This window comes from Nocardia xishanensis NBRC 101358, assembly GCF_001613365.1.
Lineage (GTDB): Bacteria > Actinomycetota > Actinomycetes > Mycobacteriales > Mycobacteriaceae > Nocardia > Nocardia xishanensis.
The window spans coordinates 1-11941 of record NZ_BDCF01000094.1 but is presented as its reverse complement, the minus strand read 5'-3'; the positions used below and the strand labels follow the sequence as shown (position 1 = coordinate 11941).

Below are 11941 nucleotides of genomic sequence, written 5' to 3'. Positions count from 1 at the left end.
AAGTGACGTTGCGGCCGACCAGGTACAGGAACGCCATACCCGACATCAGCTTGATGAACGCGAAGACAGACACCATGACCGGGCTGGCGGGCAGCAGCTTGGCCACCTGCATGGTGAAGAAATCGGTCGCGGCGTCGGAGTGGTGGTAGGTCGCGATCTTGCCGGCCTTGACGAAGATCATGCCGAGGCCTTCCATCAGCACGATCGTCTCGATGACGTAGGCCGGGCCGAACTTCGAGCCGCCGAAGCGGGAAAGGCGCTCGGGAACCCGCGGGTGGTTCAGCTGACGGATGACGATCAGCGTCACGATGCCGACCACGGTGCCGATGCCGAGGATCTCGTCCACCAAGTGGTAGACAGGCCAGCCGCCGACGATCGGCCAGTGGAACTCGGGGTCGAACGTCTGTCCGTACGCCTCGAACCACAGGACGAATCCGGCGAGGAAGCCGATCATCACCAGCCAGTGCGCCCAGCCGACGGTCCGGAACTTGTTCATGCGCGTGTGCGCGATGAACTCGACCAGCATCTGCTTGAAGCGCGGGAAGAACGGTCGCCACCGATCGGGCGCGCCCTGTCCGAGCATGATGGTGCGAGCGATGTTCCTGATGCCGCCGAAGAACGACGCCCAGCACACGAGGCTGAGCACCGCTCCGAAGGTGCCCAGCGTCACTGTCAGGGCATTCATGTCGCGACCTTTCTTTGAGCAACACGAGCTTTCTGGTACGGCGCGTGCCATACCGGTCGGCACGTATCGTAACCGCCACTAAGTTACCCGCCGGTAACTTATGGTTCCATCGTACGATCGACACTCGGGGCCCAACCCCACTTGCTGGGGCTTGACTTCGAATTCGCCTGTGATCAATCTCACATAGATTCTCGAGAACCCTCCGTGAGATCGGCAGGTAACCACCGTAAACACTGAGCAAGTCACACTAATTGGTAAGGGCAGGCTTACTCGGTGGAGTTAGTTGGGGATCTCGCTTCTGGGCGCTGGTTCGATTACGCTCACGTCGTTCTGTTTGCCACGCCTGTCTTCGCACCGCTCGGGGAGAATCCGTAGGGGCCGACCGTCTTTCGGGTTGAATGAGCTCTCGCGTGTCGAAGCGGCGTGCGGACAACAACCCTGTGATGGATTGGAAACTGAATTGAATCTCCGCAGAACCACCGCGGCCGCCGCGTTGGTCATTGGCGCGATGACCATCGGTTTGGGTACTGCTCACGCCGAGCCCGCCGAACCTGCGCAGGCCATCAACTACTCGGTCAAACTGGTGGACAAGACGGTCGTGACCACGCTCAAGGGGGGGACCTTCGAGCTGGCCAAGTCGTCCGATGATGTCAAGGAAAACGACATCTACCTGGTCAAGGACGAGGCGGGCAACACCGTGATCGAGCTGCCGCTCGACTTCAAGGTGGCCGACATCGCCGTGCCGGTGAAGCCGGAGCTCAAGAACGACAACAAGGTGCTCGAGCTGACGCCGGACCAGAACGCCATCCCGGCCGACAAGAAGGCGAGCGTCGCGACCAACACGGTCAACGTCGTCGCCAAGCCGATCGCCTCGCCGCTGGAGAACCAGCGGGCGCAGAACGAGTTCGCCAGCCAGTTCGGCATCGCCACCGCCGTCGGCGGCTTCCTCGGCACCGCCGTTGGCGTCATCGCGGGCGGCATCATCGGCTGCATCCTCGGCCTGCCGCTGCTCGGCGTCGGCTGCATCCCGGCCGCCATCGCGGGCGCCGGTATCGGTGGCATCCTCGGCACTATCGCCGTCGGTGGCCCGGCCCTGGCCGTCGCGGGCATGGACCTGATCAACACCCTGCAGGCTCCGGAAGGCACCACCAAGTGGGCCGACAAGCCGAAGGCTGCGCAGGCCGCGAACTGACCTGCTCTTCACGCACGACCGGCCCGTTCCCTTCTGTGGGGAGCGGGCCGGTCGTCGTTTACGACGGCTAGCGGCGTCCTCAGCGGTTCAGCCGGGCAGCTCCAACGAGCCGTGGAAAGCGACCTCGCCCAAGCGAGTTCCCAGCTCACCGTAGGACCGCTCCGCCATCTCGTACGTGCCGTCCTCGCGCACCAGTAGCACCGTGCTCGCCCTGGTGCCGTGCACCTGATGGGCGATGAACCTCGCCGACAGCGCCCGCTCCATCTCCAGCGGGACGCCCGTGTGCGGCAGCTGATCGTCCGGGACCTCGGTGCGATCGGAGAGCACGTCGAAATACCGGTCCGGCGAGCCGGGATCGGATTCCACCACCTTGCGCAGTTCGGTCAGGCCGTCCTGCACCTTGGGCCAGATCCGCTGGGGCGCTTCGAGTTCGGCGCCCGGCGTCGCCGCGGCCGACGTCACGAAGGTGCCGTTGGACAGCCCGTGGAAGCCGGGGGCGAGCGGTTGCGGAGGATTCGCGCTGCGGTTCGAATGCCACCACAGCGCGGCCAGATCCGAGATCACCAAGTTGTAGCCGTTGTAGTCGTCCGGAGCCGCGGCGACCTCGCGAGCGTACTTTTCCGGGCTGGGGAATTCGCCAGAGTGTTGCCCGTCGCCGCCGCCGCGCAGAAAATCCATCAGCAGCGCCCCGCGTGAACGCGCGTCCACGCGTTGGTCGTTCGGATTTCGGACGTTGGTCACCGCGGCGAAGCGATTGTGTGCGCCTGCCACGGTCATCCCCAGCCAGGTGCCCGGCGGATCACCCTCGGCCCGGCCGATCGCGCCCGTGTCCCGCCCCGCGAGCAGTCCGGGCACCTCCGGCCACCACCGCATGGATTCGGTCGGCCGGGTGTAGAACTCGTCGCGGTTGGCGGCCACGATCAACCGGTAATCCGGGTGCGCGCGCCAACCGATCAACACCAAACACATGTGGTCCAGAATGCCGGAAGACGCCCCGCGCGGTCATCGGAAAGGGCAGCGGAAAAACGCTGCGAGACAGCGAAAAGGCCGCCCGCGCGAACGCAGACGGCCTTTCCGGGGAAACATGCTCAGTTGGTGCGGACCCGCAGCCCCGGGTTGTCGGAGAGGACCACGCTGACCGGCTGCGCGAACAGCTGCGGCGTGTTGCCGGTGAGCGCGCCGATCAGGTTGGGGATCTCGCAGATCGGGTAGTCGGCCACCGAGGACGCGCTGGAGATGCCCAGTGCGAGACGTCCGGTCACGATCGGGCCGCCGCTGTCGCCGGGCAGGGCGCAGATGTTGGCCGAGAAGCTCTGCGTCAGCTCACGATCGCCGACCTGCACGGTCTGGTCGACGGCGTTGACGATGCCGCAGCTGAATCCGGTGCGCGAACCCGACTTGCAGACCGGGGCGCCGACCACCGGGGTGGCCACACCGTCGACCGCGATCGGCGCGACGCCGGGCACCCGCACGCTGTTGTTGGAGAAGCGATCCGCGAAGGAGTCGTTGATCCGGATGATCGAGTAGTCCTGGTTGCCGAGCACCGACTTCTGGAACACGCCGAGCTGCGCGCCGCGGCGGTCCTGGGGCAGCAGTTCGTGCACGGTCGCCGCGTTGCTGCCGCCTGCCGACGCGATGTCGGGGTTGCAGTGGCCTGCGGAGATGTTCACGACGTTGCCAGAGCGGTCGGTGCCGTTGAAGCCGAAGGAGCAGCGCAGCTGGCTCCCGCCGCCCACCGAGGCGTAGCCGTCGCCGCCCGCGAGCGCGGCGCGGTTGTCGCCCTCTGCGATCGCGGTGCCCTGCGGCAGCTGCTCGCCGGCCACCGGCGGCGCCATGACGATGACCCGCGCCGGGTCGACGAAGCTCGGCATCGGCAGCCCTGCCTGGTCCACCCGCACCGCGATGCTGTTGTTGACCGTGTCGATCACGGCGCCGCGCACGAGGGCGGTGACCGCCTCCGGCTGGCTCTCCAGCCACCGCTCGAACGCGCTCTTCTCGCCGCGCAGCGCCGCTTCGCTCTTGGCGACGTTGCGCACATCGAAGCCGGCCGACTCGGCCGCCTTGCGTGCTTCCTCCGCGCCGGGCCCCTGCGCCACCGCGACGACGGCCTTGCCCGCGTCGTCCAGCCAGGCGCCGCCGAACACCTGCGGGTACTGGCGCTGCGCCGAGATGGCGAAGGCCGCGACCTGCTGGCCGAGATCGGCGCGGCGCAGGTATTCCTCTGGCGAGATCTTCAGGTCGCGGGTGACCGCGGCGATGAGATCCGCAGGCAGTGCCGGGGCGGGTTCCGCGTTCGCCACTGCCGCTGTCGGTCCGAACAGCATGATCGCCGCCGAGGCGGCGATTACTGACTTACGGATCTTGGTCTGTCGCGCAGCTGATCGGGATTGGCCCATACGTGGCAGGAGCATGTCCAGACTATATGGGGTCCGGCCCGGTATTCCCACCCGAGCGGGGACCCCATTTTTGCCCAATTCGGACTTATCCGGCGACGAGTCGGTCATCCGGCGTTCGGACGGGTCCGAACCTGGATGCCGCTGCCGAGTCCGCCGCCCGCGGACTCGTCGATGTCGGCGAGGATCGCGCGGATCGGAATACCGAGCGTCGCCGTGCCGCCGTACGGCGCGAGCGCGACGTTCGCCTCGTTGCAGTCCGGTGCGTCGGCGGCGTTGGAGCCGCTGGTGATGCCGAGCGCCAGGGTGCCGGAGACGATCGCGCCGCCGCTGTCGCCGCCGAGGGTGCAGGCGGAACTGGCGAAGCCGCGGATCGTCTTGCTCTCGCCTTCGGCGGTGTAGAGCTGCGTCTCCACCCGGTCCGCGACCACGAAACCGCAAGTGAACGTGGAAGACTGGCCCGACTTGCACACCGGTGCGCCGGTGATCGGATCGGCGGTGCCGGTGATCGACAGTGTGGTGCCGTTCGCGCCGCGCACCGTTGGCTGGTCCATGCCGGCCCGGACGGCGCGGTCGTTGAGCTTGATCACCGAGTAGTCCAGCGCGTTCTGCCCGCCGAGCTTGGCGTTGACGAAGGTGCCCAGTTCGGGGCTGTTCGGCAGATCCTTCACGTTGGGCAGGTAGACACCGGCCTGCTGGTTCGCCTTGCCCAGATTCGGGTCGCAGTGGCCCGCACTGATGTTGAGCGCGTTGCCCGCCGAATCCACGCTGTTGAAACCGAAGGAGCACACGTCGACGTTGCGCAGCGAAGCGTCGTGCAGGGAAGTCGGCGCGCTGATGTAGGTGTCGCCGCCCATCGGCCTGCGCTCGACCGGACCGCCGCCGCCGGGGGAAAGGATGACCTTGACGTTGGCGATCAGGGTCGGCAGGTTCAGCACGTGGCCCGCGGGGGTGTTCGCGACGCTGATCACCAGCTGGCTGTTCAGGAAGTCGACGGCCACCGAGTTGATCGCTTCGGACAGTTCGCGCGGCAGCGACGTGATCCACTGGTTGAGCTGCATCAGCGAGCCCTCCAGGCTGTCCGCGGAGACCGGCGCGAGGCGGGTCTGGTAGCCGTCGGCCGCGGCGATGCGGGCGGCGTCGGGCGAGGTCACCGCGACGACGGCTTTGCCGTCGGCGCCGATCCACGCGCCCGCGTAGGAATCCGGGCGTTCGGAGCGGAAGTCGCGGGCATAGTCGCGGAGCTGCTGGGCGCGGGCCGCGCGGTCCAGGTACTCGGTGGGCGTCATTTTCAGGTCGCGCGCGATCGCCTGCACCAATTCCGCCGGCAGCGTGTCGGCGGCGAGCTGGGGTGGCGCGGGTTCGGCTGTCGCCGTGCCGGACAAGGGGGCCAGAAGAACGGTCGCCGCAGCCGTGAGACAGGCAGCCTTGACCGCGGCGCGACGCGCCACCAACTTGCGCATGAAGTCCCTTCGTCGGCACGGAAGTGCCAGCTAAATCCGTGGGCCGTCGGCGGCGAACCTCTTGGCGCACAGTCCTCGTTCAGCGACCGACCGGTCGTCGCGATACATCGGACGAACCGGTCAGCGCTTCACTCTAGGGCACAAACCCCTTCTCTTCGCTACTAATCAGCGAGGCCGTGTGTTACCAGGTGTCTGCCACTGCGGGTTCCACCATTCGTACGGGTCGTCGGACGGGTACGGGTACCACGGGTTGGTGTTGCGGGCGGTGGTCGGATGCGGAGGCGCCGTGGTGGTCGGCGCGGGCGTCGTGGTCGGCTCGGCCGTCGGAGGGGGCGTCGGCGATGGCTCGCCGGTCGGCTCGGCTTCGGCGGTGTCGGTGATGACCACGGTCGGCTCGGCGACCGGCGGTGGGGCCACCGGCGGTGGCGGCGGGACGACGCTGCTCGACGTGCCCGACTGCGCGTCACGCACCGAAGGAACGGCCGGGGATTCCGCGCCGCGGAAGAGCACGGCGACGCCGACGCCGCCGAGCGCGAGCCCGATCAGCGCCGCGACCGCGATCAGCACCGAGACGCGGCGACGGTCCGCGGATCGTGGTGCTGGCGTTGGTGTTTCGGTGGCGGGCGTTTCGGTGAGCATCTCGGTCGGCAGCGGCGTGGCGACCGGCACCGCCGCGGAGTAGGCCTGCACCTTCGTCTCCGTGGGCACCGCCGGAATGATGTCGGTGACCACGGTCGAGTTCTCGGCCGCGCCCGGATCGGGCGGCGTCGCGCCAGCGGGGGTGGCGAGCACGGAGGCCAGCGCGGCTCGCGCGGCGTCGTAAGCGAACGACTTGCCCGGTTCGGCCGTCTCGACCGCGGGGAGATCGGCCTCGCTGACCAGCACCACCGATTTCAGGCCGAGGTAGTCCAGCGCCTCGCGCAGCGACTGCACCTGCGCGGCCGGCCAGGCGCCGGGATGGGTGGCGTAGAACTCCGCCGCGCCGCTGAGGTGTTCGGTGGTCAGGTTGATCAGGCAGAACAGGGCGGTGGCGACGAGGTCCTCGGCGCGGTACGCCTCACCGTCGTCGACCGAGATGCCCGCGGGATCGCCTACCGCGCCGACGAAACCGGTGATGGAGTGCGAGTGGTCCTTCGGCGCGTCACCGCCGAGGACGGTGTCACCGTCGTCGGACATGTGCAGCACCGACTCACGGACGACGTAGTGCAGGTCGCCCGAGTCGGTGACGATCGCGGCGGTGCAGTCCTCGTCGGCGATCCGCAGGCCCACCCCTGTGGCCATCACATTCCTCGTTTCGGCTTCGATCGGCCCGCCCCGGGCGATCACACGAGCAACGAGCCGTGTCCCATGGCGCGGAGCATTGACAATAACTCCGAGCGGGATCGCGCACCGATCCGACGTCGGATCCGCGCGACATGGTGCTCCACGGTCTTCGCGGAGATGTACAGCCGCGCACCGATCTCCCGGTAGGTCAGTCCGAGTAGCACCAGTTCGGCGACTTCCCTTTCCCGTTCGCTGAGGATCGCGGCGCCGTCCCCGGCGGGATCCGGCGCGCTGGACGGGCGCGGCGCGGCGGCGGACTGCGGGACCGGCTGTTCCTGCGGTTTCGACTCGGCGCGCACCATGCGGGCCAGCTTGAGCAGCGCCGTCGCGGTCGCGGAATCGGCGGCGGACAACGCGGCCTCACTGGCCAGCCTGGCCGCGTCCCAGGTGAGGCCGATCTCGCGCAGCCCGTTGACGGCCACCTCGACCGGCTTCACCTCGACCTGCCCGCGCAGCACGAGCACCCAGGTGCGACCGGCGTCGACCAGCACGGCCGCGTGCCGGTCGCCCGCTTCGGCCGCGGACTTGAGCAGTCGCGCGTGCGGCAGCAGTTCCGCGGGACTCTCGTGGGCGATCGCCGCCTGCACGCCGTACCAGTGAAAGGCGTTGGCCCATGCGGGCGGCTGATCGAGGCGATGCAGCAGGCTCAGCGTCGCGTCGACCAGCGGTGTGACGCGGCGCTCGTCGCGCAGCCGGATGCCTGCGAGCCACAGTTCGCCGATCGGCAGCACTGTGAGCAGGTCGGCGTCCACGTCGTCGAACAGCGGGCAGGCGGCCTGCCAGGCGCGGGTGAGTGCGGCGTGATCGCCGCCGCGGCGCGCCAGACCGACCGCGACGCCGTGCGCGAGCAGCCGGTCGCGGATGTCGAGCTGGTCCCAGTCGAGGGCGGCGACGGTATTCGCCGCGGCCTGCTCGTCACCGCCGAGCATGGCCGCCCAGGCGGCGAGCACTCGAAGTTGATGGCAGCGCAGCCCGCTGGTGGTGGCCCGGCGCAGCGCGTCACCGGCGCGGCGCGGCTCACCGGTGCTCAGACACAGCAGCGTCGCGATCGAGACGGCCGTGCACGGCAGGAAGCGGTCGACACCGGAGTCGGCGTGCGCGGCCTGGATGAGCGCGGAAACCGCGGCGGGCGTGCCGCTTCCGTGGTCGGCGAGCGAGTTCGCGAGCGCGGTCGCGATCAGCCGGGCGTGCGAGCCCGCCTCGGTCGGCGGCCAATTGCCCGCCGCGCCGGACAGTTCTGCCGCGGCGGGCACGTTGCCCGCCAGATACAGCACCGTCGCGCCCACCGCCCAGTCCGGGCCGACGCGGTGCGCGCCGAGCCAGCCGTAGAGCTGGGCCGCGCGGCCGACGAGTCCACGGCGAGTCAGTACGCCCGCGCAGATCCGCACGGCGTCCGCGAGATCGGAGCCGTCGACGCCCGCCCTGGCCAGCACGGGTTCGGCCAGCCGCATGGCGGTCTCGCCGTCGCCGGTGCGCGCGGCGGCCTCGGCCCAGCGCAGCCCGATCTCGTTCGGATCGGCGCCCGCCGCCGCGGCCGCGGCGTAGTAGCGGACCGCCTCGCGCCCGGCGTGTTCGGCTGTGGTTTGGAGGAATTCGGCCAGCCGCGGGTCGCGAACGCCGGATTCGGCGAGCAGCAACGCGGTGTGGTCGCGTAGCAGGCCCGCGTCGAGGCGCGCGGTGAGCAGCCTGCGCTGCACCGCGACGAACCTGCGGTCGCCGAGCATGGTTCGCAGCGGTGCGACGGCAGGGGCGAGCAGCAGATCGGCGTCCGTCACAAGGGCGGTCGCGCGGGCCCGGTCGATGAGCGTCTGCGCGGCAGTCGATTCGACGCCGAGCACCTCGGTGAGTTCGCTGGAGTCGAGTCCGGTTCCTGTGGTCGCGACCACCAGGGTCTCGAGCAGATCGGGTTCGAGGTTGTCCAGCTGCGAGCGCGACCAATCGGCCACCGCCTCGTCGACGGCGCGTATCCCGGCGTCCAAGCGCGCCGAGCAGGCCGCGGACAGCGCGGCGACGACGCCGCCGCGGATACCGCCGGTCTGCTGATGAATGTGTTGCGCGACGGGGCGCGGCACCATCATCCCCAATTCCCTGGCGAAGGGCAGGATGTCGGCGACGCCGAGCGGTCGCAGGTCGACGATGCGCCCGCGCCGGGCCACCGCATCGGCCAGTGCGCGCAGCTGCGGGTCGTGCGGGCGCGGCTGCACCGCGACCACCACCGTGCAGTCGCCGGATTCGACTGCCGTACGAAGAGTCTCGAGTTCGGACGTGCCCAATGTGTGGGCGTTGTCGATGATCAGCGCTTGGCGCGGTGCGTCCGGATCGCCGCTCTTCACTTGGCCATTCGTCGACTCCTTCGAAACCGGCGCGGAAACGTTGTCCTGCAAGGGGATACCGCGTCCGCGCAAGCGCGTGCGAATCACCGAGAGCAGGGTGGACTTGCCGGTGCCCGAGCGGCCGCGGATCAGATAGACGGCGGGTTCCTGCTCGGCACTGTCGAGTTCGCGCAGAATGTCACGGGCGCTCGGCAGGGTGTCGAACGCAGTGTCAGCCACCGTTGCCCCCGAGGATCTCGCCCGGCGCGCGCAGTACCGTGCCGACCGCGCCGCCGACTCCCTCGACCACCTCGCCGAGCGGTTCGGTCAGCACTCCGGTGTCGACGTTCGGTACCTGCGGTTGATGCGGCTGCGGTTGTTGCGGTTGCGGGGCGGGAGGATTCGGTCCAGGTGTCGGCTGCGGCGCGGGTTGCGGCGCGGCCTGTTCCCCGGGAGCGGTTGCGGCGGGCGTGGGCTGGCCCTGAGTCGGCTGCCCCGGCGCGGGCTGGGTGTTCACCACCGCGACCGTGCTCGAGCCCGGAGTCGAGTTCGACGCGGAACCGGGCTGTGACGCACCGGGTTTCGGTTGGCGCGGGGCGCCGGTTCCGGGATCCGCCGCGGGGACGTCCGTTGCCGGCGCGCCGGTGCCGCCGGGCGCCGCCACATCGGCGGGCCCGGGCGATGCGGACTGCTCGGAAGCGGGAGAGTTCGCCGGGGATTGCGCTCCGGTGCCGATCGCGACGGTGCCGGTGGCGAGCAAGCCGATCACCACGGCCGCACCCGCGACGATCGCGGCGCGCCGGCGACCGGTGAGCCTGCGGATCCGCGACTTCGGCAGCTCGTTCTCGGCGCCGCGGCCGGAGCGGCGGGGACGGTCGAGGGCAGGCAGTTCCTTGGTCTTCGGCGCGACGGCCGTCGCGGGGACCTCGGCGAGCGCCGCGACCGGTGCGGTGTCGATCGCGCTGTCCATCAGATCCGCCGCCAGCGCGGCCGCCCCGCGAGCGCTGGTGATGGCGGGCTCGGGCGCGGCGACGACCGGGAGACCGAACTCGCCCGAGATCAGCTCGCCGGCCAATGGGATCGCGCCGCCGCCGCCCGTCAGCAGGACCCGGCCGATGTCGCCGACATCCAGTCCCGCGCGGTGCACCGTGTCGCGGATGAGATCGATGGAAGTGAGCAGCGGGCCCCGGATCAGGTCTTCCAGCTCGCCGCGCACCAGCCGGATCTGGTCGCCCGCACCGGAAGCGGGGTCGAGCCGGACGGGAACGACCGTGGCGGTATTTATGGAAAGCTCTTCTTTCGCTTTTTTGCAGCGCTCTCGCAATACCGATAATTCGCGTTCCACGACAGGGTCGAACGGATCGAAATCATTTCCACGCAATGCGTTAGCCAGCACGTAACGCATGGTCAGCAGATCGAATTCCGAACCGGCGACGTCGGTGGAACGCAGCGAGGCGAGCAGCGCGGTCTGGCTTCCGGTGCGCACCACCGAGACCGTGCACCCGGTCGCGCCGAGGTCGTAGACGACCAGCGCGCCGTCGCCGAGCGGACCGTGCGCGGCCGCCAGCCACTGCACCGCCGCCGTCGGCTCTGGGACCAGCGTCACATCGTCGAGGCCCGCTGCGTCGAACGCGCTGCGCTGCACATCGATCGTGTGTCGCGACCACCACGCCGGATGGCATGCGACAACGGCGCCGGGCTGTTGCCCTGCGCCGTTGGCGATTTCGTCGATCAGACAGGTGACGGCCGTGGCCACCAAGTCTTCCGCCGCATGCGCGGAACCGTTTTCGGCCAGGATGTCGACCGGATCGCCGACGCGAGCCAGAAACCCTTCCAGCACTGCGTCACTGGTGTGTCTTCCGGTGCGCCGCGCGCGGGTCCCGAAGGAAGGCGGGGCGTCCTGGCTCAGACGCAACACGCTCGGGTGGTTCGCGACGATGCCACCCGAGGCAGGGCCAGCCTGGGTGTCGCCGATCTCTCCCGTCGTCGCCACGGCGACCGAATTCGACGCCCCGACCTTGATGCCGAGCGCCAGACGCTGTGTCATTGGTGAACCTCGTTAGGGAAAACCGTGTGATCCGGTAGTCGCTGCTGTGTTGTTCATGGTGCGAGATAGCCGTGTGATCCGGCCGACCTGTCAGATCTGTCGGTTGCTGGTGGGCCGCCGTTACCGGGTACGGGAAGGTGCGGGGAAATTCCCCTAATGGCCGTCCGGCCCCTAACGTGCCGCTCCCGTGATTGGTAGGGGTCCGCCCCGTTCCCCCGTAACGCGAAGCGTGCCTAGCGTGAAATTCATTCCAACGAGTGCGGATCGCGTGGTCCGCCGATCCCAGGAGACGATCCTCGATGACCCCCAACGTGATTCTCGAGTTCATCCTCGGCCTGCTGCGCGACCGCGAGGCCGCGGTAGGTTACTGCGCCAATCCGGAAGGCGCGTTGGCGGCCGCGGGACTCTCCGCGGTCACGCCGGAGGACATCGCCGCGGTCGCCCCGATGGTGGCCGAGTCGGCTTTGGTCGCGGGCGGCTCGCAGCTGTCGGCCATCGTCGCGGCGGGCACCTCGGGCGCGGCAGG

At 69.3% G+C, this 11941-nt stretch carries 8 protein-coding genes and 1 pseudogene; 2 read left to right on the top strand and 7 right to left on the bottom strand.

Going from position 1 to position 11941, the window contains the following annotated elements:
- Window positions 1–685 (bottom strand): annotated as a pseudogene (locus NX1_RS34345) (Fe-S oxidoreductase); the annotation flags it as partial.
- A 283-nt stretch (window positions 686–968) separates the two neighbouring features.
- On the opposite strand from NX1_RS34345, the gene NX1_RS34340 reads away from it, so the two are divergent.
- Window positions 969–1877, top strand: a complete 909-nt coding sequence (locus tag NX1_RS34340) for a DUF8020 domain-containing protein (protein WP_245668898.1) — start codon at window positions 969–971, stop codon at window positions 1875–1877.
- Between the two features lie 87 nt (window positions 1878–1964).
- Here the strand turns inward: NX1_RS34340 and NX1_RS34335 are convergent, their stop codons facing one another.
- The 6 genes from NX1_RS34335 to NX1_RS34310 all read right to left on the bottom strand — a co-directional run bounded on the left by NX1_RS34335 (window position 1965) and on the right by NX1_RS34310 (window position 11415).
- Window positions 1965–2846, bottom strand: a complete 882-nt coding sequence (locus NX1_RS34335) for an NRDE family protein (RefSeq protein WP_068069184.1) — start codon at window positions 2844–2846, stop codon at window positions 1965–1967.
- 119 nt (window positions 2847–2965) lie between these two features.
- Window positions 2966–4288, bottom strand: a complete 1323-nt coding sequence (locus tag NX1_RS34330) for a S1 family peptidase (RefSeq protein WP_245668896.1) — start codon at window positions 4286–4288, stop codon at window positions 2966–2968.
- 89 nt (window positions 4289–4377) lie between these two features.
- Window positions 4378–5733, bottom strand: coding sequence for a S1 family peptidase (locus tag NX1_RS34325; RefSeq protein WP_068069172.1), 1356 nt, complete (start codon window positions 5731–5733; stop codon window positions 4378–4380).
- A 165-nt stretch (window positions 5734–5898) separates the two neighbouring features.
- Entirely contained in the window at window positions 5899–7014 is a 1116-nt protein-coding gene (locus NX1_RS34320; protein ID WP_245668894.1) for a hypothetical protein, read from the bottom strand.
- 41 nt (window positions 7015–7055) lie between these two features.
- Window positions 7056–9608, bottom strand: a complete 2553-nt coding sequence (locus NX1_RS34315; protein ID WP_068069166.1) for a LuxR C-terminal-related transcriptional regulator — start codon at window positions 9606–9608, stop codon at window positions 7056–7058.
- Entirely contained in the window at window positions 9601–11415 is a 1815-nt protein-coding gene (locus NX1_RS34310) for an Hsp70 family protein (protein ID WP_068069163.1), read from the bottom strand. Before NX1_RS34310 ends, NX1_RS34315 begins: the two co-directional genes overlap by 8 nt.
- 299 nt (window positions 11416–11714) lie before the next feature.
- Between NX1_RS34310 and NX1_RS34305 the strand changes: the two genes are divergently transcribed.
- On the top strand, window positions 11715–11941 hold a 227-nt coding region (locus tag NX1_RS34305; RefSeq protein ID WP_157120381.1), incomplete at its 3' end, for an IniB N-terminal domain-containing protein.